The 24,266-nt window shown below is 38.5% G+C and carries 23 protein-coding genes; 18 read left to right on the top strand and 5 right to left on the bottom strand.

Annotated elements, in window-relative coordinates:
- Nucleotides 1-341 precede the first annotated feature (341 nt).
- From GA0116959_RS12825 to GA0116959_RS12815, 3 genes are all read left to right on the top strand, one after another.
- Nucleotides 342-1,334 carry a DUF1852 domain-containing protein gene (locus tag GA0116959_RS12825; protein ID WP_092721010.1) on the top strand — a complete coding sequence of 331 codons (993 nt, stop codon included), beginning with the start codon at nt 342-344 and terminating at the stop codon, nt 1,332-1,334.
- A 24-nt stretch (nt 1,335-1,358) separates the two neighbouring features.
- Nucleotides 1,359-2,387, top strand: coding sequence for a methionine synthase (locus tag GA0116959_RS12820; protein WP_092721009.1), 1,029 nt, complete (start codon nt 1,359-1,361; stop codon nt 2,385-2,387).
- Nucleotides 2,388-2,582: 195 nt separating this feature from the next.
- Entirely contained in the window at nt 2,583-3,074 is a 492-nt protein-coding gene (locus GA0116959_RS12815) for a flavin reductase (RefSeq protein ID WP_092721008.1), read from the top strand.
- 274 nt (nt 3,075-3,348) lie between these two features.
- Here GA0116959_RS12815 and GA0116959_RS12810 read toward each other — a convergent pair whose 3' ends face one another.
- Nucleotides 3,349-4,164, bottom strand: coding sequence for an IclR family transcriptional regulator domain-containing protein (locus GA0116959_RS12810; RefSeq protein WP_092721007.1), 816 nt, complete (start codon nt 4,162-4,164; stop codon nt 3,349-3,351).
- A gap of 140 nt (nt 4,165-4,304) precedes the next feature.
- On the opposite strand from GA0116959_RS12810, the gene pobA reads away from it, so the two are divergent.
- Nucleotides 4,305-5,507, top strand: a complete 1,203-nt coding sequence (pobA, locus tag GA0116959_RS12805) for a 4-hydroxybenzoate 3-monooxygenase (protein WP_092721006.1) — start codon at nt 4,305-4,307, stop codon at nt 5,505-5,507.
- Between the two features lie 158 nt (nt 5,508-5,665).
- On the opposite strand, the gene GA0116959_RS12800 is transcribed toward pobA, so the two are convergent.
- Nucleotides 5,666-7,039 (bottom strand): heavy metal sensor histidine kinase, encoded by a 1,374-nt coding sequence (locus GA0116959_RS12800; protein WP_092721005.1) that lies wholly within the window; start codon nt 7,037-7,039, stop codon nt 5,666-5,668.
- Nucleotides 7,036-7,707, bottom strand: coding sequence for a heavy metal response regulator transcription factor (locus tag GA0116959_RS12795; protein WP_053577938.1), 672 nt, complete (start codon nt 7,705-7,707; stop codon nt 7,036-7,038). The genes GA0116959_RS12800 and GA0116959_RS12795 overlap by 4 nt, the downstream gene beginning before the upstream one ends.
- A 118-nt stretch (nt 7,708-7,825) precedes the next feature.
- On the opposite strand from GA0116959_RS12795, the gene GA0116959_RS12790 reads away from it, so the two are divergent.
- On the top strand, nt 7,826-8,305 hold the full coding sequence (locus GA0116959_RS12790) for a heme-binding protein (protein WP_092721004.1): 480 nt from the start codon (nt 7,826-7,828) through the stop codon (nt 8,303-8,305).
- A gap of 26 nt (nt 8,306-8,331) precedes the next feature.
- Nucleotides 8,332-8,730 (top strand): hydroxyisourate hydrolase, encoded by a 399-nt coding sequence (gene uraH, locus GA0116959_RS12785; protein WP_092721003.1) that lies wholly within the window; start codon nt 8,332-8,334, stop codon nt 8,728-8,730.
- Between the two features lie 187 nt (nt 8,731-8,917).
- On the opposite strand, the gene GA0116959_RS12780 is transcribed toward uraH, so the two are convergent.
- Complete coding sequence (locus GA0116959_RS12780) at nt 8,918-9,616, bottom strand: DUF1826 domain-containing protein (RefSeq protein ID WP_092721002.1); 699 nt, start codon at nt 9,614-9,616, stop codon at nt 8,918-8,920.
- Nucleotides 9,617-9,909: 293 nt separating this feature from the next.
- Between GA0116959_RS12780 and GA0116959_RS12775 the strand changes: the two genes are divergently transcribed.
- From GA0116959_RS12775 to GA0116959_RS12745, 7 genes are all read left to right on the top strand, one after another.
- Complete coding sequence (locus GA0116959_RS12775; protein ID WP_092721001.1) at nt 9,910-10,896, top strand: quinone oxidoreductase family protein; 987 nt, start codon at nt 9,910-9,912, stop codon at nt 10,894-10,896.
- A gap of 13 nt (nt 10,897-10,909) precedes the next feature.
- Complete coding sequence (locus GA0116959_RS12770) at nt 10,910-11,758, top strand: TauD/TfdA dioxygenase family protein (protein WP_092721000.1); 849 nt, start codon at nt 10,910-10,912, stop codon at nt 11,756-11,758.
- Nucleotides 11,759-11,819: 61 nt separating this feature from the next.
- Nucleotides 11,820-12,872: a beta-keto acid cleavage family enzyme gene (locus GA0116959_RS12765; protein WP_092720999.1), complete on the top strand. Its 1,053-nt coding sequence runs from the start codon at nt 11,820-11,822 to the stop codon at nt 12,870-12,872.
- Nucleotides 12,873-12,999: 127 nt separating this feature from the next.
- Entirely contained in the window at nt 13,000-14,328 is a 1,329-nt protein-coding gene (locus GA0116959_RS12760; protein ID WP_092720998.1) for an MFS transporter, read from the top strand.
- Nucleotides 14,322-14,978 carry a DsbA family oxidoreductase gene (locus GA0116959_RS12755; RefSeq protein WP_092720997.1) on the top strand — a complete coding sequence of 219 codons (657 nt, stop codon included), beginning with the start codon at nt 14,322-14,324 and terminating at the stop codon, nt 14,976-14,978. The genes GA0116959_RS12760 and GA0116959_RS12755 overlap by 7 nt, the downstream gene beginning before the upstream one ends.
- A complete protein-coding gene (locus GA0116959_RS12750) occupies nt 14,975-15,292 on the top strand; it encodes a Rieske (2Fe-2S) protein (protein ID WP_092720996.1) in 318 nt (105 codons plus the stop codon). Before GA0116959_RS12755 ends, GA0116959_RS12750 begins: the two co-directional genes overlap by 4 nt.
- A 37-nt stretch (nt 15,293-15,329) precedes the next feature.
- Nucleotides 15,330-16,322, top strand: a complete 993-nt coding sequence (locus GA0116959_RS12745; RefSeq protein ID WP_171256924.1) for a YeiH family protein — start codon at nt 15,330-15,332, stop codon at nt 16,320-16,322.
- Nucleotides 16,323-16,537: 215 nt separating this feature from the next.
- Here GA0116959_RS12745 and GA0116959_RS12740 read toward each other — a convergent pair whose 3' ends face one another.
- A complete protein-coding gene (locus tag GA0116959_RS12740; protein WP_092720994.1) occupies nt 16,538-17,551 on the bottom strand; it encodes an AraC family transcriptional regulator in 1,014 nt (337 codons plus the stop codon).
- A 460-nt stretch (nt 17,552-18,011) separates the two neighbouring features.
- Between GA0116959_RS12740 and GA0116959_RS12735 the strand changes: the two genes are divergently transcribed.
- The 5 genes from GA0116959_RS12735 to GA0116959_RS12715 form a co-directional block, all read left to right on the top strand.
- Complete coding sequence (locus GA0116959_RS12735) at nt 18,012-18,578, top strand: RBBP9/YdeN family alpha/beta hydrolase (RefSeq protein ID WP_092720993.1); 567 nt, start codon at nt 18,012-18,014, stop codon at nt 18,576-18,578.
- 368 nt (nt 18,579-18,946) lie between these two features.
- A complete protein-coding gene (locus tag GA0116959_RS12730) occupies nt 18,947-20,782 on the top strand; it encodes a DUF1302 domain-containing protein (protein WP_092720992.1) in 1,836 nt (611 codons plus the stop codon).
- A 133-nt stretch (nt 20,783-20,915) separates the two neighbouring features.
- Entirely contained in the window at nt 20,916-21,953 is a 1,038-nt protein-coding gene (locus GA0116959_RS12725) for an AraC family transcriptional regulator (protein ID WP_092720991.1), read from the top strand.
- A 354-nt stretch (nt 21,954-22,307) separates the two neighbouring features.
- Nucleotides 22,308-23,939, top strand: coding sequence for a long-chain-fatty-acid--CoA ligase (locus GA0116959_RS12720; protein ID WP_092720990.1), 1,632 nt, complete (start codon nt 22,308-22,310; stop codon nt 23,937-23,939).
- Between the two features lie 39 nt (nt 23,940-23,978).
- On the top strand, nt 23,979-24,266 hold a 288-nt coding region (locus GA0116959_RS12715), incomplete at its 3' end, for an isocitrate lyase/phosphoenolpyruvate mutase family protein (RefSeq protein WP_171256923.1).

Below are 24,266 nucleotides of genomic sequence, written 5' to 3'. Positions count from 1 at the left end.
GTTTCTACTTTATTGAAGCAGAATTTTCTATACACGTATTTTGATAAGTCTTGCATTTTTTGGCCATTTTCATTCTACATGCTGTTATCCGACATCTGGCATGATCAATATCAAACCTTTAATTTTAACTATTTCATGCAAGTTTACTGACTTTACGTATTCAATATGGTGTGTAACAAACGGTCTACTTTTAATGCTTATTTAATAAACAAAAGAACAAACATGAATTTTACTCATCTTGGTGTTAGATAAAATCATTTTTATTCATGTAATGTTTCAGGTATAAATTACTGCATAAAGAAGTTCAGGTTTTATCTAAGAAATTAGGGTAGCAGATCACCATGAGTAAAGAATTTACATGTTCGATTAAGAGCATCAGTTTCGATGAAAACTATAGCCCTTCAGACAATACCCGTCTTACGACCAATTTTGCGAATTTGGCGAGAGGAGAGAGTCGCCAAGAGAACTTGCGCAAAACTTTAAAAATGATGAACAATCGCTTCAATAGCTTAGCACATTGGGATAATCCTAAAGCAGATCGTTATTCTATCGAACTTGAAATTATTTCCGTTGATATTGATATTGAGGGCAACGGTGAAAACTTTCCAGCGATTGAAATATTGAAAACCAATATTGTGGATCACAAAAATAATCAACGCCTTGCAGGCATGGTCGGAAATAGTTTTTCTTCATATGTGCGTGACTATGATTTTAGTGTGGTATTGCCCGAGCATAATAAAAATCAAACCAAATTGAGTACCCCAGAAAATTTTGGCGATTTACACGGTAAGCTGTTTCAATATTTTGTAAATTCAGAGGCATACAAGGCAAAATTTAATAAAGCACCTGTCATTTGTCTTAGTGTTTCAAGCAGTAAGACTTATCATCGCACTGCAAATCAGCATCCTGTTTTGGGTGTTGAGTACCAACAAAATGAATTTTCGCCGACAGATCAATATTTCGCGAAAATGGGTTTAACTGTTCGTTATTTCATGCCTGCAAACAGTGTTGCACCTTTAGCATTTTATTTTAGCGGTGATTTGGTCGATGATTACACCGATCTTGAGCTGATCAGTGCGATTAGCACGATGGAAACATTCCAAAAGATCTACCGTCCTGAAATTTACAATGCCAATTCAGCGGCAGGTCTAGTGTATCAACCAAGTTTGAAATACCAAGATTATTCATTGACTCAAATTGTGTATGACCGTGAAGAACGTAGCCAATTGGCAGTTAAGCAAGGCAAATTTACTGAAGAGCAGTTCATCAAACCGTACCAAGAAATTCTTGCGCAATGGGCTAAGAGCTACACCGCCAAACAAAATGCTGCTTAATTAACCGAAATATAGAAGATTATGATGAAAATATTATTACCGACTTCAACTGCTGGTAGCTTACCAAAACCGTCTTGGCTTGCAGAACCAGAGAAACTTTGGTCACCTTGGAAGTTAGAAGGTGAGCAACTGATTGAAGCCAAGCAAGATGCTTTGCGTTTATCATTGCAAGAACAAGTACATGCAGGGATTAATATTGTTAGTGATGGCGAACAAACTCGCCAACATTTTGTCACCACGTTTATTGAGCACCTTGATGGTGTTGATTTTGAGAAACGTGAGACTGTTCGAATTCGTAATCGTTATGACGCCAGTGTCCCGACAGTCGTTGGTGCTGTGAGTCGCCAAAAGCCAGTTTTTGTAGAAGATGCTAAGTTTTTACGTAGCCAAACCGATCAGCCAATTAAATGGGCACTGCCTGGTCCGATGACCATGATCGATACCCTGTATGATAACCATTACAAAAGCCGCGAAAAACTCGCTTGGGAGTTTGCCAAAATTCTCAACCAAGAAGCAAGAGAATTAGAAGCTGCAGGTGTCGATATCATTCAGTTTGATGAACCTGCTTTTAATGTATTCTTTGATGAAGTGAATGATTGGGGTGTTGCGACTCTAGAGCGGGCACTTGAAGGCCTGAAATGTGAGACAGCTGTTCATATCTGCTATGGCTACGGTATCAAAGCCAATACAGATTGGAAAAAGACGTTGGGCTCAGAATGGCGCCAATATGAAGAAGCTTTCCCTAAGCTACAACAATCTAAAATCGATATTATTTCACTTGAATGTCAAAACTCTCGTGTACCCATGGATCTGATTGAACTTATTCGCGGTAAAAAAGTCATGGTTGGGGCTATTGATGTCGCAACCAATACGATTGAAACACCAGAGGAAGTCGCGAATACTTTGCGAAAAGCACTTCAGTTTGTTGATGCAGATAAACTCTATCCTTCGACCAACTGTGGCATGGCCCCTTTATCCCGCCAAGTCGCAAGAGGCAAGCTGAATGCTTTAAGTGCAGGTGCAGAAATTATTCGTAAAGAACTCACAACATAGAAATTAGCTATAGTGTGAGATGAAAAGGGTTACCTGTTTGTTGAATTTATTATTTATGATCGAACTGGTAGTCCTTACATCAATGCAGACGCAGTGCAAGTAATGGCAGAACTCATTTAAACCATCTCTATGTTATGAAATCATAAGATAGAGCTCAATACGAAAAAAGCTACGGTTCAATTTAGGAACAAAGTGATGATTGAAGCAACAGACTTTAGAAATGCAATGTCTTTTTTAACAAGTGCAGTCAATGTTGTGACCACGGTAGGTGCATCAGGTCGTCACGGATTTACTGCGTCTGCTGTGTGTAGTGTCACTGACACCCCTCCAACATTATTGGTCTGCATGAATAAAGCCTCTAGCTCACATGCACACTTTATTGAAAATAAAATTTTAACAGTGAATGTGTTGGCTGCTCATCATGAGCATCTGTCTAAAGCATTTTCGTCTAAAATTAGTTCAGAGGAACGCTTTAAGCATGCAACATGGACACAATTAGAAACTGGTGCACCTGTTTTAAAAGATGCTTTGGTGAGTTTCGATTGTGAAATCGACCACATTCAGGAAGTCGGAACGCACACTATTTTAATGTGTCGTGCTGTTGCAATTCAACGCAGTGAGCATGAACATGGTCTAGCTTACTTTAATCGTGCTTATCACACTGTCGGTGAGATGGAAACTGCTTAAATTTTATATTTCATATCAAATGATCATCAGCAGGTCGTAGCATGAAAGCATTTAGTCTTGAGTTATCTTGACGATTATAATAGTCAATCTACAAATATGAATAATGTGAACGACTCAGATTTTTGGCTCAATTGACAGAGCGTTCAGTATTCACTCTAGAATTTCCTTCAACGGATACATGAGAAATAATTCGGTGGGGTGCTTAACCATCTTCATTTCAATTGCTCAATGCATCAAATTGCTACCTCCACGAGAGTGGTTCATATACTATTTTTTAAATTAAGCTACGAAGTTCATTGGCTGTCTGACGCAATAATGGCAATACCTGTTGAATCAAATATTCTTCGCTTGTGAGGTTGGTTTGGGACATGCAGTTTAGAGCGCCAATCACTTGTCCTTTTGTATTTAATACGGGTACGGCCAGTGCAATAATCCCTAGTTCATGTTCTTCTTTTGATAAACAAGCATCTGATAAAGCAATCGTTTTGAGTTGTGTATAAAATATTTCTTTGTCCGTAATAGTCAAAGGTGTTAATCGTTTGAGCCCATACTTTTCAACCCACATCTGTTGTTGTTCTAAAGATAAAGCCGCCAACAAAACTTTGCCTGTCGAAGTGGCATGTGCAGGTAAGCGATTGCCTAAATGCATACCATAAGGATTGACTCTAAAATAGTCTTTTGGGGGTAGGTCACTACGTGCAATTGGGACCACTTCATGTTCATCTAAAATCACCATAGAGAAGGTTAATGAGGTTTGAGCGCAAAGTAAGTTAAGTAAGGACTGAGCTACTTTAGGTAAGTGTGCCGAGCTTAAATAAGCGCTAGAAAAGCGTAATACTCTCGGAGTGAGCCAAAAATAATGCTCATCGGTGTGTAAGTAACCTAAAAATTTCAGGGTTTTTAAATGCCGTCTAGCTGCAGTACGACTAATGCCCGTGCGTTCAGCCACTTGGGTTACGTTCAAGCGCTGACGATCAACCCCAAATACTTCTAATATTTGTAAACCTTTGGCCAAGCCTGCAATGTAATCTGCATGTCGAATCACATCTTGTGAATGAGGATGTACTACATACTGATGTTGATCATCCATGATTTATTTCCAGAATGTTGAGATGGTTTTGTCCGACTATCGGACAATCATAATGATATACGGTCAATTTTAATTTTTCTATATAGTTTAAAAGCTCATCTGCACGTAATTTTAAATAATCAATACACAAGGATGAAGTCATGCAAACTTTAAAAACCAAAGTGGCGATTATTGGTTCAGGTCCGGCAGGACTTTTACTGGGACAGTTACTCTATAAAGCAGGGATTGATCACATTATTGTAGAACAACGTAGCGCAGACTATGTTGCTTCACGCATTCGTGCAGGCATCTTGGAACAGGTTTCTGTAGATTTGCTGACAAAAGCAGATGTCGATCAAAATCTCAAAGCACATGGATTACCGCATTCCGGTATTGAAATACTGGCTCAAGGACGAAAGCACCGCGTAGATTTAGCTGCACTCACTGGTGGTAAACAAGTGACGGTTTATGGGCAGACTGAGGTTACTAAAGACTTAATGCAGGCACGTGAACAGGCGGATTTGGTTTCTTTCTATGAAGCGCATAATGTTAAAATTGATGACTTCTATGATCAACCGACCGTTAGTTTTGCATATCAAAATCAGGTTTATCAAATAGAGTGTGACTTTATAGCAGGCTGTGATGGTTACCATGGTATTTGCCGTGCCAGTGTACCGGAAGATAAAGTTAAGACTTTTGAAAAAATTTACCCATTTGGTTGGTTGGGTGTACTGGCGGATGTACCACCTGTAGCGGATGAATTGATTTATGTACAATCTGAACGTGGTTTTGCACTATGCAGCATGCGCTCCGAAACACGTAGTCGCTATTATTTACAAGTTCCAGTTACTGATAAAGTCGAACACTGGTCTGATGAACAGTTTTGGGATGAACTGAAAAATCGTTTAGATCCTGAAAGTCAGAAAAAATTGGTAACGGGTCCATCGATTGAAAAGAGTATTGCGCCGTTACGTAGCTTTGTGACAGAACCTATGCGTTTTGGAAAATTATTTTTGGCGGGGGATGCTGCGCATATTGTGCCGCCAACTGGGGCAAAAGGCTTAAACCTCGCTGCCTCAGATATTGCTTATTTATCCAGTGCACTTATTCAGTACTACCAAGAAGGCTCTGAGCAGGGGATTGATGAATATTCGGAAAAGTGCTTACAACGTGTTTGGAAAGCAGAGCGTTTTTCTTGGTGGATGACCCATTTATTACATCGTTTTGAAACCGAAAGTGAGTTTGATCATAAGATCAAGCAAGCGGAACTAAGCTATATATTGGGTTCGGAAGCAGGACAAATGACATTAGCAGAAAATTATGTTGGGTTACCTTATGAAATTCAGAATCTAAGTAAACGCTAGTAAAAATACTTTTTATATTATGAATACGAGATTAAAAAAGTTCTCGTATTTATTTAAAAATATACTGATCAGCATTAAAATTAATATAATGAGACTTAAATAATGAGCAAAATACATATCCTATTTTCTGAACTTAAGTTGCTATAGTTTTTTCAATTTTAATATTTAAACTTTAGACTAAATACAATTCCTTTATCATTGTTATATGCGCTTGCTTCCCCACTATGTAAAAGCATGATAGATTTAACGATTGATAATCCTAAACCACCAGTTTTCGCTTTGGAATGCCGACTACTATCAATTTGATAAAAGCGTTCAAATAAGTGATCTAAATGTTGTTTATCAATAAAAATATTTGTAGTTAATACTTGAATATCAAAATGATCTTTTGTGGATTTTGTTGAAATAACAATATTTTGACCTTCAACGCCATAATCAATTGCATTGATTATCAGATTAGACAGCGCTCTTTTTAATAAATCTGCATTGCCATATATTTGAATTCCCTTTTCTAATTCTAAAATAAATGTCATTCGCCTATCTTCAGCCAAGTATTCAAAATACTGGACCAATTCTAAAATAAGGTTGGATAAGTCAATATTTTCTTTTTCTATAATATAGTCACTGTCTTCAGAACGAGCGATGAACAACATATTGTCTATCATCTTACTTAGTCGCTCATATTCCTCAAGATGAGAATATAAAAGCTGTTCCAGTTCTTGTTTTGACCGAGATTGCATGAGCATAATTTGTGTTTGGCCCATTAAATTATTTAACGGGGTTCTTAATTCATGGGCAATATCTTCAGAAAACCGTGCCAATTGATCATAATTAATTTGAATTTTTTCTAACATTGCATTCATTGCTGAACGGAGTTGTTCAACTTCAACAGTAGTACTTTTAGCTTCGATTCGCTGATGTGGTTGAGTTCCCTTGATTTTATGAGTCTGTTCAATCAAGTTATTTAAAGATTTTAGCAAGTACAAACCCACCCAACGTCCGAGTAGGCTTGCCATCACAATTCCCAATAAGCTATAGAGAATCAATTTCCATAAATATTGATCTAGAGTAGATTGAGCTTCATCAAGTTGTGTACCAGCAATGAGTTGATAATATTGTTGATTAAAAAAAACTGTTTTATAGGCCAAACGCGTTGTGGCAAATTCAGATTGATTGTTCAAAAAAGTAATGTTTTTTGATTCGGCCATATCTGGAATATGGACTTTCAATGGATTAATCTCAATTAAGGTTTGGTGTTGGCTCCTTAAGATTAAAAGATTATCTTCTTTTCCCAGCATATTTTCATACAGACGAGGGTGTTGGACGAGAATTTGGAAACTTTTTTGATCTTGTAAAAAAATTTCGATACGTTCAACACGCGCAATTAAATTCTGATCCCGTTGTTTAGCGAACAGATGTTGCATGTTGTGAAAAGAAAGTAAACCAATACCAAAAAATACAATGCAACAAATAACACTGAAGGCAATACTTAAGCGTGTTGTTAGACTCAGATTCCTTAGCAGATTTTTCATTTATTTACGCTTAAACGATATCCCATACCTCGGACAGTATGAATTAATTTAGGTTGAAAATGATCATCAATTTTGGCACGTAAACGACGAATAGCGACATCTACCACATTGGTATCCGTTTCAAAGTTAATATTCCACACTTCAGAGGAAATTTGAGATCGGGTGAGTAGTTCACCTTGGTGTTGCATGAGTAAGTGTAAAAGGGAAAACTCTTTAGCGCTTAAGTCGATTTTTTGTTGATCCCTATAAACAGTACGTTCAAGCCGATATAAAATTAGATCTTCAACTTGATAATATTCAGATTCATCTCTTACACTGCGTCTCAAGAGGCTTTTGATCCGTGCTAATAGTTCAATATAAGAGAAGGGTTTAATTAAATAATCATCTGCTCCCAGTTCTAAACCTTTCACGCGATCTAAGACATGATCTTTGGCAGTGAGCATAAGGACTGGAATTTTAGAAAATGTTCTTAAGGTCTTTAATACTTGCCAACCATCAATTTCAGGTAGCATTACATCCAAAATCACTAAATCTATTTTTTTTTCTTGCAGCAACGTTAGCGCTGTTAATCCATTATGAGTAATGCTAGTTAAATAACCAGATTCATTTAAACCTTTTGCTAGAAATTGAGCAATTTTGGTTTCATCTTCAACAATAAGTATGTGCATCTAAATCATATTATCTGGATTTGTCTAAGACTACATTACAAATTCGTAATCTGATTGTCATGCAAGAACGACTTTATTTTATATAAGCTAACTTATCTCTTCATTTAGCTGAATAGAAATGATCAAAAAACTTCTATTTATTCCTGCAATTTTATTTAGTTCAATCACATATTCTGCTCTTCAAAGCAGTTATGTAATGGACTTAGCTATTGCGAATCAACTTGTGATAAACATTATGCAAGCTTGTATAGGTAGTGCAAAACCTGCGGCGGTTGTAGTTCTTGATCAGGGTGGCAATGTCATGACGAGTCAACGTCGCGAAGCAGTAGGTGTTCATAATTTGATTGCAGCACAAAGAAAAGCATTTACTGCTTATTCGAGCAAAGTCACCACATTACAGTTTATGCGTAATGCGCAGAATAGCGTTGATTCACAGAATTTAACCAGCTTACCTGAATTATTACTTTTAGGAGGTGGCGTGCCTGTAATGTATAAAAATCAGCTATTAGGTGCGGTTGGCGTAGCGGGTGCTGGTGGGTCAATTCAAGATGATCAGTGTGCTCAACAGGGTATAGAAATCACACTTAAACAAATTTAACTCGATTTAATTTAGGATAATTTTATATGAACAAGTTATTTTTATTCGCTGGCAGTTTATTTATTTCAAGTTGGGCTATGGCGCAAAACCCTCTCAGTGTACATGTACTTAACTTAGAAAGTGGATTGCCTTCGCCAGAAGTAAAAGTGACTTTAGAAGAGCAAAAAAATGGAAAGTGGATACAAATTTCAGAAGCTAAAACCAATGAGCAAGGTCGTGTAACCGCATTATTTCCAGAAAATCAAACTTTAGATAATAAGATATATAAAGTCACGTTTAAAACGGGAGACTGGTTTAAGAAAAACAAGCAAACTTCTTTCTTTCCTGAAGTTCCTGTCATTTTCCAAACGGATGCTTCGGTAAAACACTATCACATTCCCTTATTGCTTAGTCCTTATGGATATTCAACCTATCGGGGTAACTAAGCTAAGTAAAATCGTAGCTCCAACATGTATAACTAAGTAGCGCATCCGAGACATCAGATATGACGGTGCATACTGAATAGTACGCTGCTAGTGCTACTTTGAAAAAGGTAGCCTAGCAAAGCATCAATCACTAGGCGGCAAGTGGAATTAAATTATGGAGCGCTTTAACGATATAGAAAATAAATCTTCAACAAATCAATAACAGTCTATACTCACCCTCTTTTTCAGTCGGAGCTCTATGAACACAAGGTAATACCTGTTGTGTTGGATGATCTACTGCCAGTCGCCAAAGATGACCTGAGCCTAAATTCACAGGTTTTGCAGCAGATTTAGGCTGATAATGCAAGTCAAAGAAATAGTCTTCCAAAAATGCTTCAAATTCAGCTTCTGGGCCATCATGTAATTTTTTGAGTTTTTCCCTGATATCTGGAATCAAAATTTTTTGTTCAACTTGATCATGAGGCAAGATATCACTTGCAGGACCATGATAAGTACATAAAAAAGTATCTGTTTCGATAGGGGAGCGATCAATATGATAGGAATATACATCTGTTGAAATGAAATTTAGCTCTTCATCTCGTTCGTAACTTTTGAGTAAATTAAGACAAGGTGATGCTCCGAAATCAGTTAATAACTGGATATCTTTTAAGATCATTTCTCTTGCCAAATGACCTTTTTCTGAAAGTTTTAATACCAAAAGGTCCTCAACTGAAACTTCTGTAATATTCTCTTTTAGCTCAAGTTTAGCCACAATCTCTTTAAAATCGCCAACTAAATCTCTATGCCAGCAAAGGGCATTCATATCTCCATTAAAATTCGAATTTATAAGTTCAGAAAAAGTAGAAACGACTCCAATTTGAGCGTTGCCAGAAAATGTATTCTTCATATCATAATTAAATAATCCACTATGGCTAGTAATATACACTCAGTTTTATAGATAGAGAGAGACTAATTAACGAGTTGAATACTCTTACAGAGTATTAGCAAATACCCAATGACAGAAAGAAAGGGGGTTCAACCAATCTTAATCATCATAAAAACTTGATTATAAGTTTTTAATAGATTTGTCGCAAAATGCTAAGTGCCTGTCGTGTTATGTAAAGTGAGGGCTATTCTGAGTGTTGTAGTTTTAATGAATGCTTTTGAAGCACCCAATAAAAATACAGCATGGATAGGAAAATGACATTGAATAAAGCGATACGGTTCTACGAATCTGGTTCACCAGAAGTAATGCGTTATGAAGATGTAGAGGTCGGAGAGCCATCGGCTGGGCAAGTACGTTTACGCCATGTTGCTGTTGGTTTGAATTACGCAGATACATATTTCCGTAACGGTACTTACCCAATTCCATTGCCAAATGGCATGGGCGTAGAAGCATCTGGTGTAGTAGAAGCAGTTGGTGAGGGTTTTAACGACTTTCAAGTCGGCGATCGTGTCACTTATACCGGCTTTTTAAATACCTTGGGTGCTTACAGCACATCACGATTAATTGATGCAAATGTTCTCATCAAGCTTCCTGAAGGAATCTCATGTGAAACTGCTGCTGCCATGACTATGCGTGGTTTGACGTCTGCCTATCTTATGCGCCGGATTTATGATTTTAAAAAAGGCGATACGATTTTATTACATGCAGCAGCAGGTGGTGTCGGCTTAATCGTTTCACAATGGGCAAAGCTACTTGGTTTAACTGTGATTGGGACAACATCTTCAGAAGAAAAAGCAGCGATAGCGCGCGCTCATGGTTGTGACCACGTCATTAATTATAGTCATGAAAATGTGGCTGAACGTGTACGTGAACTAACCAATGACCTTGGTGTCAATGTCGTTTTTGACAGTGTTGGTAAAGATACTTTCATGGCATCTTTAGACTCTTTAAAGCGACGTGGTTTGTTGGTGTGTGTCGGTACAGCATCCGGTCCAATTCCAGAATTCAACCCAGTTTTGTTGGCAATGAAAGGTTCACTGTATATGACCCGTCCAGCACTGGCAGATTACATTGCAGACCCCGTAGAGAAACAGGAATTGGCCAACGAACTCTTTGATCATGTCTTAAATGGTCGAATTAAAATTGAAATTAATCAGCGCTATGAACTCAAGGATGCAGTTCAGGCCCACCTTGACTTAGAAGCACGTAAAACCACAGGATCATCAATTTTTGTAATTTGAAAAGGAATTTCTTATGCAAATTGAACAATTAAGCTGCAACATCGGTGCAGAACTCAGCAGTGTACGATTGAAAGATGCCATTTATGATGATGGCTTATTCTCTGAAATTCGTACTCAGTTACTCAAAAATCGTGTTTTATTTTTTAGAGATCAAGATTTAACACGGGCAGAACATATTGCCTTTGCTCAGCGTTTTGGACAATTGGAAGATCATCCTGCAGTCGGTAGTCATCCAGATTATCCCGGTCTGGTGCAAATTTACAAAAGTCCAGATAGTCCAGTTGATCGCTATGAAAATGCTTGGCACAGTGATGCGAGCTGGCGTGAAATCCCCCCAATGGGTTGTGTGTTGCGTTGTGTAGAAGCGCCACAGGTCGGCGGAGATACCATGTGGACCAATATGATTTTGGCTTATGAAAACTTACCAGAAGAAATTAAAGCGAAGATTGATGGCTTACGTGCACGTCATAGTATCGAAGCCAGTTTTGGTGCAGCAATGCCGATTGAAAAACGTTTAGCATTGAAAGCGCAGTTCCCAGATGCCGAACATCCTGTGGTGCGTACTCACCCAGAAACGGGTGAGAAAATACTGTATGTAAATGCATTTACAACACATTTCACCAATTACCACACCAAAGAGCGGGTTCGCTTCGGGCAAGATGCCAATCCGGGAGCCGCAGATTTACTGCGCTATTTAATTTCGCAAGCCTCTATTCCAGAGTATCAAGTTCGTTGGCGCTGGAAGCCCAATAGTATCGCCATTTGGGATAATCGTAGTACACAGCATTATGCCGTCATGGATTATCCAGCGTGTCACCGCAAAATGGAGCGAGCAGGGATTATTGGCGATGCCACGTACTAGGTTTTAACACGAAACCATTTTATTTAATTCTCAATTTATAAAATATAAAAGGAATTTGGATATGCAATTCTTAGATGATTCTTTGCACCCAGAAAACATGGAAAAAGTGGTAATTACAGTTGCACCTTATGGCCCTGAGTGGATGCCTCAAGATTTCCCTGAAGATATTCCTGTCACGATGGAAGAGCAAATTGCCAAAGCTGTAGAATGCTACGAAGCAGGTGCAACAGTTCTACATTTACATGTGCGTGAGTTAGATGGTAAAGGTTCAAAGCGTTTATCTAAGTTCAATGAACTGATTGCAGGTGTACGTGCAGAAGTACCTGACATGATTATTCAGGTCGGTGGTTCAATTTCATTTGCACCTGAAAGTGACGGTGAAGCGGCAATGTGGTTGAGTGATGATACTCGTCATAAATTGGCTGAACTCGATCCTAAACCTGACCAAGTAACAGTTGCCGTGAACACCACACAAATGAATATTATGGAGCTTTTATATCCAGAATATTTAAAAGGCACATCACTTGAGCATCCTGCAATTCAAGCGGCTTACGCGGAAATGACAGTTCCTGCAGGTCCTGAATGGCTAATTGAGCATTTGAAGCGTTTAGCAGCAAATGGGATCCAACCCCATTTCCAATTGACTGGTATGCATGGCTTGGAAACGCTTGAACGCATGGTGCGTAAAGGTCAATACATGGGTCCAATGAACTTAACTTGGATTGGTATTGGCGGTGGTTTTGATGGGCCAAATCCATTTAATTTCTTTAACTTTATTCATCGTGTTCCAGATGGTTGTACTTTAACCTCAGAATCTTTACTGAAGAATGTCCTGCCGTTTAACACGATGTCCATGGCAATGGGTATGCATGCACGTGTGGGTAATGAAGATACAATCATTAATCATAAAGGTGAGCGTTTCGGTTCGGTTGATCAGATCAAACAAACCGTACGTATTGCGCATGAGTTAGGTCGTGATATTGCAAGTGGTCAAGAAGCACGTGAAATTTACCGTATAGGCGTGCAGTACAATAGTATTGAAGAAACTTTGCTCGCAAATGGTATGGCACCGAATCGTCAAGTCGGTCAAAAAGGTGTGCCACAGCGTAAATAATAGAGTAGACCAAATGGAGTTTTGGTCTGCTTATATATAACGTAAAACAATGAATGCACTGCTTTGAAAGAGTGCACTCATCGCTCAAACCAGTTCAATAGAAATTATAAAAATACATGGAGGTTGTATGGGTGCACATCAATATGTGTCTGCAAGTAGTGCAGATTCGTCGATCGATATACCGCGCCGTTATGCTTGGTTGGTTTTCGCTTTAACTTTTGGCTTGCTCATTTCTGATTATATGTCTCGGCAAGTACTGAATGCCGTGTTTCCTTTAATTAAAAGTGAATGGGCATTGACTGACAGCCAACTGGGTTTACTCAGTGGAATTGTTGCCTTGATGGTGGGTTTACTCACCTTGCCTTTATCTTTACTGGCAGACCGTTTTGGACGTGTGAAAAGTTTAACCATCATGGCGGTGCTATGGAGTTTAGCAACATTAGGCTGTGCTGTTGCTGAAACGTATCAACAGATGTTTATTGCCCGTTTTATGGTCGGCGTGGGTGAAGCCGCGTATGGCAGTGTCGGTATTGCAGTTGTGGTGGCAGTATTTCCACGTGAAATGCGGGCGACATTGGCCAGTGCCTTTATGGCAGGCGGGGTGTTTGGCTCATTTTTAGGCATGTCCCTAGGGGGCGTAATGGCTGAGCATTTTGGTTGGCGTTGGGCCTTTGCTGGCATGGCGGTATTCGGTCTTATTTTAGCTTTGCTTTATCCAATTGTGGTTAAAGAAAAAAGAATTGCATCACCGCGTGTAAAAGATGCGAATGGTCAAAAAATTAAACCAGAAAAAAGCCCATTAAGAAGCCTCTATTCAAGCAAATCTGTAGTAGCAACTTATATTGCGAGTGGTTTACAGCTGTTCGTTGGTGGTACGGTTATTGTGTGGATGCCAAGTTATCTCAATCGATACTATGGCATGAGCACAGACAAAGCGGGTATTACAGCAGCCATTATTGTGTTGTTCAGCGCTGTTGGTACTATTTTATGTGGCATGCTTTGTGATCGTTTAGGCAAAGATCGCCCTGACCGTAAAGTACTTTTGGCCATCATTTATTGTTTAGGTGGTTGTGGTTTGTTAATGACGGCATTTTCATTAGAAGCAGGAACGCCTCAACTCGTACTGATTTGTTTGGGAATGTTTATTGCCTTAGGCACCAATGGTCCATCCAGTGCAATGGTTGCCAATTTAACCCATAACTCTGTGCATGGAACAGCTTTTGCGACTTTAACTTTAGCCAATAATTTCTTAGGACTTGCGCTTGGACCACTATTGGTTGGCAGATTGTCCGATGTTATTGGTTTACATAACGCGTTCCAATTAATGCCTTTAATGAGCATTGCAGCCGCTGCAGTATTCTTCTACGCAAAACGCCATTACCACCGTGATATGGAACATGCGAATCAGCAGACTTTAATTCAGAACAATTCACAGAAGATGGAGGATCAATCATGAGCCGCCAATTACCAATTGATGTATTTTTTGATTTTATTTGTCCGTGGTGTCTCATTGGAAAGCGCCAGTTGCAACAAGCTATTCAAAAGCTACAGCACAGTCATCCAGATGTAGAAGTGGTTTTGCGATGGCACGGTGTACAACTGCTGCCTCAGATTCCACTGGAAGGCCTTCCATTTGAAGCTTTTTATTTAAAAAGATTGGGTAGTGTAACGGCGATGCGGAGGCGTCAAACTCAAGTACGTCAAGCTGCAAAAGCTGTGGGGGTAGACATCGATTTTGAACGTATTTATCGCATGCCCAATACGGCCAAAGCCCATAGTTTATTGATAAATGCTTTAAAAATATCCAGTCCTGAACAAAGTGAAAGACTGTTGGAAGGGCTATTTTCAGCTTATTTTCAACATTCAGAAAATATTGGCGAATCTGCGGTACTACATAAAATTGCCACCTATTGTGGCTATGCAGAAGACGTTATAGATCAAATTTTAACGCAACCATACTTTCCTTTTTTCTCCAAAGATACGGGCGGAAAAGGAGTCCCATACTTCGTTTTTGATGGCAGTTTTGCTATGGCGGGTGCACATCCAGCAGATGCATTTTATAAAGCCATGCTTGATGCCCTCGCAGTACAAGGACAGGCCGTATGACATTGCGTTTTGAAGTATCACGCGAAAAAGTACCTGAATTAGGTGGGCGTACTTTTTTAAAAGTGGAAGATAAATTTTTGGTGTTATTTAATATTAATAATCATTTTTATGCCATTGATGATCGCTGTCCCCATCAGGGAGCCTCGTTATTTAGCGGTAAATTAGAAGGCTGTACCCTTCAGTGCGGTGCACATGGCTTACGTTTTGATTTAGCCAGTGGATTTATGATGAATTCAACCCATTTAAAACTCTCTTCTTATGCAATTGAAATTGTAGAAGAAAAACTATTCATTGTATTAAATCAGGGAGAGTGACATGAATGGTTTAAGTCGAATTAATTCTAGTTATAAAATGAATTTGGCACAAAAGATTCGTGAATTAGCGCCTGGTTTTGCGGTGAGTTTAGTTGCTGCTGCCGCTGCCAGTTTTTTATCAGAGCATTATGGCGCACCCGTCATGTTATTTGCTTTGTTGCTGGGGATGGGACTTAGTTTTTTATCTGTTGAAGGGCGCTGTAAAGCTGGAATTGAATTTACTGCACGTACCGTAATGCGTATTGGTATTGCACTGCTCGGAATGCGTATTACTTTAGAGCAAATTACAGCTTTGGGCTGGCAACCTGTGGCGCTGGTGGTCACACTCATTATTGTCACCATTTCACTATCGATTGTGGTGGCGAAAATCATTGGTTTTCAGCGGCTTTTCGGCATGTTAACAGGAGGAGCAACTGCAATTTGTGGTGCTTCAGCAGCCTTGGCACTTTCGGTTGCGTTACCGAATCATCCACAAAAAGAAAAAGCAACATTATTTACCGTGATTGGTGTTTCTGCTTTGTCTACCATTGCGATGATTGTTTATCCCATGATTGCGCAATGGCTTGATTTGTCACCTCAGGAAGCTGGGATATTTCTAGGTGCAACGATACATGACGTTGCACAAGTAGTCGGTGCAGGATACAGCATGTCGACAGAAACAGGCGATACGGCAACTGTGGTTAAACTAATGCGTGTCGCTATGCTGTTACCTGTCATTGTTTGCGCGGCTATGATTACCCGAATGCAAGGTACTGAATCAAATGGTCAGCGACCACCCTTATTGCCTTGGTTTGCGGTAGGATTTTTAATTCTAGCCTGCATTAACAGTACAGGTTGGGTACCACCAGTTGTGCAAGGTGGTATCAATGAATTATCCCGTTGGTGTTTGATTATTTCGATTAGCGCACTTGGAATGAAGACCCAGTTCAAGGAGCTGGCCACAGTGGGTATTAAGCCTGTACTCTTCATGGTAGGAGAAAGTATTTTTCTGGTGATATTGGTCTTAACATTAATGCATTGGTTATTTTAGATTTATGTTGGTTTTACGACATAAAAATTAACACAATTGGTCGCTTAATGAATGAGGTTGATTGATAATACAAATGACGTTCTTCATTTTTAAATCGTGTGCTTAATTATACGATTTAAAGCAACTCTCCATCGCGATGTGTGGATTTAATGAATAAAGAAGTAAAAGAGGCATAAATGCCTCTTTTTTTAGTGTAGTAAGTTGTTTTAGAACTCTTAATGACTGTTTGAATGGTTATTACGCCAAGTTGTAGGGGAAGTACCAAACTGGCTGATAAACCAGCGTGTAAAAGAACTTGGCATAGAATAACCTAAAATATCGGACACTTGACCCAGTGAGTAATTCAGGTTTTTAAGATAACGGAAAACCAGAACACGTCGCACATCATTAATTAATGTACTAAAACTGGTATTAGAGGCTTCCAAGCGACGCTGTAAGGTGCGAACGTTCACTCCATGCGTATTTGCAACTTGTGCAATGGTGGCACGGCCCATAGGCAAAAGTAGATAAATACTTTTACGAATATCAAAAATAATTGATGATTCATTTTCATTTTGTAATAAATCAATATCTAAATAACGCTGTGCATGATCCGCCATTGCAGTGTTGGCTTGAGGATTGGTTTTATCCAGCTCAGCAATGGTGCAAACAATGCCATTAAACTCACTTCCAAAATTTAAAGCACAACCAAATATGCGTTGGTGTACAGACAGATCATGAGGTGCATTATGGGTAAAGTGTACACTTAAAGGATGCCATTTTTGAGACAAAAGCGCACCACAAAAACGATGCGTAATACCTAAAGCCAATTCAATGGCCTGACGGCTATAGGCTGAAAATTCAGAGATAACTTCTATACGAATAACCACAGTATTGCCAATTTCTTCCAAATAAATTTCAAGCGCATTGTTGATAATATTACGGTATCTCACAATGGTTTGTAGCGCGTCCCGTAAAGTATGTTGATAACTTAATAATAGACTCAGCTCGCCAAAATCTGACAATTGACGCTGTTCGGCCATATGTAAACCAAACACTTCACAGCCACTGATAACTGCAGATTGTTCGAGTAGACTGATGGCTTTATCCACTGGAATACGCTGCTTAGTATCATTGAGCTGCGCAGGATAAATACCTGCACTGGATAATAAATAATATGGATTAAGGTCTAATCGCTGGCTAACATCAAAATAGTTTTTGAGTACTGCTGTATGAGCAAGTGGGACCATGGTTCTCTCCCTGTCATTCAATCAGCCATCCTGACTGAATTTATTTTTAATCAATATCCATTACTTTTAAAAGTATCAGTTTTTGCGACTAAATTGTGCTGATTTTTGTTCAAAATTAACCTCATTTATATTTTAAATAAAAGTTCCTCTTTGTTCTTAGCTGATAGTTCCTAAGCTTTGCATTGAATCATGACTTTAGATTTGCTCATGATTATTCAATTGAAGCCTCAAGTATTGTCTATTTATTAGATATCATCACCAAGCTCGTTAAAAATTAAAGACCAATCTAAGTTCATTCTGTAATGGGTCAATTGGTGCTTTTAAAAGAAAATGAATTCAATAATTTGTCATTAAATGATAAGTCAGTGTCGCTCAAAGTGTATTGTTTCATCAGCCATCAATTTATGTTGAATAAGAACAAGCCTTTTCCCAAAGAATGGCAAAGTATAAAGGCATACATATGGAAAAAATACTGACTAAAGCGACGATTTTAATTATTCCTGGCTTGCGAGACCACGTTGCAGAACATTGGCAGACTTTACTTGAATCCCGCTTGGCTAAAGTCCGTTCTGTGCCACCTGCAGAAATAGATAAGCTCAATTGCGCGAGACGTGTGGCACGAATTCAGACAGAACTGGAGAAAATTGAAGGGCCGATCATTTTGGTGGCACACAGTGCAGGTGTATTGATGACGCTACATTGGGCGATGCAACATCAGCACAATATTCAAGGCGCGTTGCTTGTCGCACCGCCTGATCTTTCACAAAATTGGCCAGTCAATTATCCAAGTCCAGATGTACTAAAAACGGAAGGTTGGAGTCCTTTACCAAATCAAAAACTACCTTTTTCCAGTATTGTTGTTGCAAGTACCAATGACCATTTAGCAACATTCGAAGCGGTACAACACATGGCAAAAACTTGGGGCAGTCAACTGGTAAATGCTGGTGCGGTCGGTCATCTTAACCCTGCTGCTGGTTTTGGCCCTTGGCCTCAGGCTGAACAGTTGATTCTGCAACTTGATGCCTAAAACATAAAAACTCAAAAATTATTAATTTAAATATATAAATTAACTCATTATTTTTAATTTTTCTGTTCTTTTTTTTTGTTTATATGAGCATGAATAAATTAAAAATATAGAGAAAATGATGGTGTTGAAATGGTTTAACAACAAATGACTGAAAGACTAATTTTTGTGACCAAATGACAAATTTGCACATTTTAGAACAGGTAATTTATATCTCAAGCTAAAGGATGGCTTAAACAATAAAGATCAAATGACGTGAATTATCTCTACGAAATAGATTCAGGATGTGAGCTATATCGCTCTGATTTGGTCCCGGTGTAACGTAGGCATATTCATCAATGAATAAAAAAACATATCGATATGGAGATGGTATGGCCCGTAAATTTGTAAAAAATAAGACAGATGATTCCCCAAAAACCCAATTGACAAAATTGAGTGTCTTGATGGGACTAATATTCACGGTTTCTTATGCTCAAGCCACCAGTTATACATTGAATGATCAATGGAAGCTTGAAACCAAAACCAATATCAGTCTTGGGCATAGTTGGAGTACTGAAGACCCTGATTCATTTATGCTTTATAAGCCAGATGCGCAAGACATTGGTAAGGTCGGTACAGGGATTGATATCAATGGTGACAATGGCCGTGCTAATTTTCAGAAAGGTGATCCGATATCGCAAATCTTTAAAGGTTTGACTGAAGTTCGTCTAGAAGGTCAGCAGCAAGGTGCTGTATTGAGTGCCAAATACTGGTATGACCATGCCTATGAAACAGGACAAGGGGATTTTACTCAATTTGATGATTCTGAGTGGCCGCGCCTCGTAAAATATAAAGGCATTGATCTTTGGGATGCTTATATCTGGAAAAACTTTAATTTTGAAAATTCAAAAAGTTTAGAGTTGAAACTGGGCAAACATGCATTGAATTGGGGGAAATCTCAATTTTTCCAAAATGGACTCAATAGTGTTAGTGCATTTGATTATGCTGCGATGAATAGACCGGGTGGGGAGGTGAAAGAACGAATCATTCCCGTGGAAATGTTCTCTTTTGTTGCTGGGTTGACTGATAAACTTAAAGTCGAAGGTTTTTATCAATTTAAATTTAGACCTTCCGTGGTGGATGGTTGCGGGACATTCTTCGAAGTCTCTGATGTTTTTGCAGAGAACTGTGGCCCGTTATTAATTGGTGGTCCCGGGTTTACCACAGATCAGGCAATCAATGGTCCTCTAGATTTTACTGTGGCGCGTTTACCAAGTGAATATGCAAAGGATAGCGGTCAATTTGGTATAGCCATTAAACAAACGATTCCAAGTCTTAATAACGCTGAACTTGGCGCTTATTATGCAAATTATCACAGTCGCATTTTGCATTTTGATGGAGTGGTGGTTTCTGCGCCAGGTGCAGCCAATTATCATACAGCCCGTATTGTTTCAGTTTATCCTGAAGATATTGAAATGTATGGCTTAAGTTTAATGGGAAAAGTGGGTAAAACTGCTATTTTCAGTGAATTAAATTATAAGCCGAATATGCCACTGCATTTTAACAGTACAGATATGGTCTATGCTCAGGCTTTATACCCTGATACGCCATTGACCCAACCTGGTGAAACATTCGCATTGGGTCAACGAATTAATGGTTTTGCTCGTGTGCCTGTCACTCAGTTTACATTGGGTGCTGCAAGTACGATTCCTAATGTACTTGGGGCAAGTGCTTTATCTTTAGTGGGTGAGCTGGGCGTCAATCATATTGGTGATACCGATAAGTATAATTTTGGTCGTAGTGGTGCATTTGGTCGTAGTGGTTTATCTACGGGGGCGTATGATCCATCAAAACCAGAGACCTATTGTATTGCCTCTAAAACTGGTGGCCTATCAGATGAAGAAATTAAAAACTTAAATGAAAAATATTGCAATGATGATGGTTACTTTGAAGATTGGTCAGCAGGTTATCGTTTGCGTGGAGCCTTGAGTTATAACGATTTACTTCCTCAAACCACAGTATCACCAAGTTTAATGTTTCGCCATGATGTGCATGGCTATGGTCCAAATTTCCAAGAAGGTCAAATGGCAATTTCTGTCGGTGTTTCTGCAACATATCAAAAGAAATATACCGCTGAAATTGGTTATACCAACTTCTTTGGTAACAATGAGTTTAGTATTTTAGATGACCGTGATTTTGCTTCATTGGTATTTAAAACGAGTTTCTAATGCATTTCAAACTCTGGTTGCTTAATTAAGATTAAACCTGAATCAGTCATGTGTAAATCACATGACTGATTTTGTAAGTTAAATTTTAAAAATTGATGAAATAATTACGTACAGGTTTGGAGCAGAGATCAATATGCACAACATCGAATTAAAACTGCAAGAGCAATCTAATCCGATTGGTATTTTGAACCTTATTGCTCATTACTTAGAAGAACTTCACTTTGACGCACGAACTATTTTTGAAAGTTTTGATATTCAGCGTGAAGATTTAAAAAATAACTTATTGCCTATTTCGCTACAGACACAAGGTCGTATTTTTCAAGCAGTAGAACAATTAACCCGCTGTGATCATTTAGGTTTATTGATCGGGAAAAAAGCACAATTTTCAAATATTGGTCCTTTACGGTTTTTGGTACTCAATGCAGCCACCATGCGTGATGCAATACAAAGCCTATTTCATTACGGTAGCATGTGGTACAGAGGACAAAAATTAGATTTACAGGAGGATCAGGGCTATGCACGCATTTGTATGCATATTGATGGGGATATTCCCGGAAAAGAACAATATCAAACAGCGTATTTAGTGGCAATGGTGTCGATTATTGAACTGATTTTGGGCAAGTCTTGGCGTCCATCCTTTGTGCGTATTTCTTACCCAAAGCCAAAATGTGCGCATTTGTATGAAAAAGAGTTTGGTTGTCCTGTCTGGTTTGGTCAATCTCAGCATGAAATTTTGTTTCCACAAGAGCAACTAGATCAAAACAGGGTCGGACATGATCACCAACTTGATCAATTTTTGCGTCAACATCTCTCAGAACTGCAAAGTCATGATCATGTCGATATGATTAGCCAGATTTGTAAAATTATTGAAGAACTCTTACCTCATCGAAATTGTAATGTTGAACGAGTCGCTGAGTATTTTTCTATCCACCGTTTTACGCTGTACCGCTATTTAAATCAGTATCAAACCAATTTTGAATCATTACTGGAAGCCACTCGAAAAAAAATTGCAGTTAAATTATTAAAGAATAAAAAATTGATGATTATAGAAGTTGCAAATCAAGTGGGGTATGACGATCAGGCAAATTTTACTCGTGCTTTTAAGCGTTGGTACGGTATTACACCGGGACGCTGGCGACGGATAAATATTCATGTATCAACGGTAGTTTGAACACATCACATTATTTTTAAATGCTGTAATTTTGGTGTCCTGAATTTGATGAAATCATTATTTTATAACTATATTTGAGATTAAACCTCAAATGCCGTGATGAACGTCCATGCTTTTCTTCGATTTATCGATATTACTTTTTTGAATATCATTTATTTATACAAATAATCAATTAAAACAAACTATTATAATATTTAGTTTTTTTTGTCTATAAGTGACGAAATGACAAATCATGATAACCAAATGACAAATTTAGAATAAAAAAAAATTGTATTTTAAACACCGATCACTGAATGAATGCACTGTGAATCTTCAACAATAAGTCGAAAAAGATTTTAAATAAGGATGTTCTTGATGATTGGAAATATGATGTTTCAGCCTTTACTGATCAGTAGCCTCATTGAGCATGCGGCAACTTATCATGCAGATACGGCTATTATTTCAAAAAACACCGATGGTTCGATGACACATAGTTCTTGGGGAAATATTGCCAAAAACTCTAAACGATTTGCCAATGTTTTACAGTCATTCGGTTTTACGGTGAGCGATAGAATTGCCACGTTGGCATGGAATAATCATCGTCATTTAGAAACTTGGTATGGCATTTCAGGCAGTGGATTAATTTGTCATACCATTAACCCAAGACTTTTTCCTGAACAACTCACATATATTATTAATGACGCAAATGACAAAGTTCTGATTTTTGATAAAACTTTTCTCAACTTAGTATTGTCAATTAAACAAGCACTTCCATACGTTGAATATTTTATTTGTTTAGATGCATATGATGAAGAAATTCACAACGCTTTTCCTGAAGTCCTGTTCTATGAAGAATTAATTGAAAGTCAGTCTGCACATTTTGATTGGCCCGCATTAGATGAAGCTAAAGCCTGTTCACTGTGTTACACATCGGGAACTACGGGACATCCGAAAGGGGTTTTATATAGCCATCGTTCAACTGTCTTGCATAGTTATGCCACATGTTTGCCTGATTCTTTTAATTTTTCAGCCAAAGACCGCATCTTACCTGTGGTGCCTATGTTCCATGTCAATGCATGGGGAACGCCGTATGCTTCAGCTATGGCAGGATGCAGTATGGTTTTACCGGGGCCGATGCTGGATGGTGCAAGCTTAGTACAGCTGATTGACCAATATCAGGTAACCAATGCTTTAGGCGTGCCAACCATTTGGCAATCTTTATTAACTGCTGCCCGCCAGTTAAATTCTCAGCTGAAAAGTTTACAACGTAATGTTGTGGGTGGTGCAGCGTGTCCACCATCAATGGTACAAGCATTTAAAGATGAATTTCAATGTGAAACGATTCATGCATGGGGAATGACTGAAACCAGTCCCGTCGGAGTCATTAATCAACTTAAAGCCAAACATTTAAAATTGAATGAATCCAAACAATTTAAATTGCGCTTTTCACAAGGTCGCCCACCATTTGGTGTCAATATTCGTCTCAGCGATGATGAAAAAGGACATACAGAATTAGCAAGAGATGGGCAAACTACAGGACATTTACAAGTTAAAGGGCATTGGATTGTTGAATCCTATTTTAATCAGTTCACGCATGCTTTAACAGCTGATGGCTGGTTTGATACAGGTGACATGGCAACCATTGATCAAGATGGTTATATGATGATTAGTGACCGCTCCAAAGATCTAATTAAATCAGGTGGAGAATGGATTTCATCCGTCGAGTTAGAAAATATTGCCATCGCACATCCTGAAATTGACATGGTTGCTGTTATTGCAGCAACGCATCCAAAATGGGATGAAAGACCTGTTTTAATTGCAAAAAAATCTACGACAAGTCAAATTACTGAAGATCAAATTTTAGCTTTATACACCAACAAAATTGCGAAATGGCAAATTCCTGACAAAGTTGTTTTTGTAGATTCAATTCCTGTTGGCGGTACAGGTAAAGTGCTAAAAAAAGATTTACGTGAAATTTATGGTTCAATTTTATTGGCAGTGGAATAAACATTTTTATTCAATGAATAAATGCTTAAGGAAAGGAATATGACAGCACAAAGATCTGCAGGTTTAAGATTTCGAGAAGCACTAAAAATAGAAAAACCCTTACAAATTATTGGTACGGTCAATGCTTATGCCGCGATGATGGCGAAGGAAGTGGGTTACAAAGCCATCTACGTTTCAGGAGCAGGTGTTGCCAACTACTCCTATGGCTTACCTGACTTGGGAATGACCAGTTTAGATAACGTTTTGGAAGATGTACGCCGAATTACCGAACGTGTCGATACGCCTTTACTGGTCGATATTGATACAGGTTGGGGTGGAGCATTCAAC

Source organism: Acinetobacter albensis (genome assembly GCF_900095025.1).
Classification (GTDB): Bacteria; Pseudomonadota; Gammaproteobacteria; order Pseudomonadales; family Moraxellaceae; genus Acinetobacter; species Acinetobacter albensis.
Note: the sequence above shows the minus strand (reverse complement) of the source record. Positions and strands in the feature narration are given on the sequence as shown.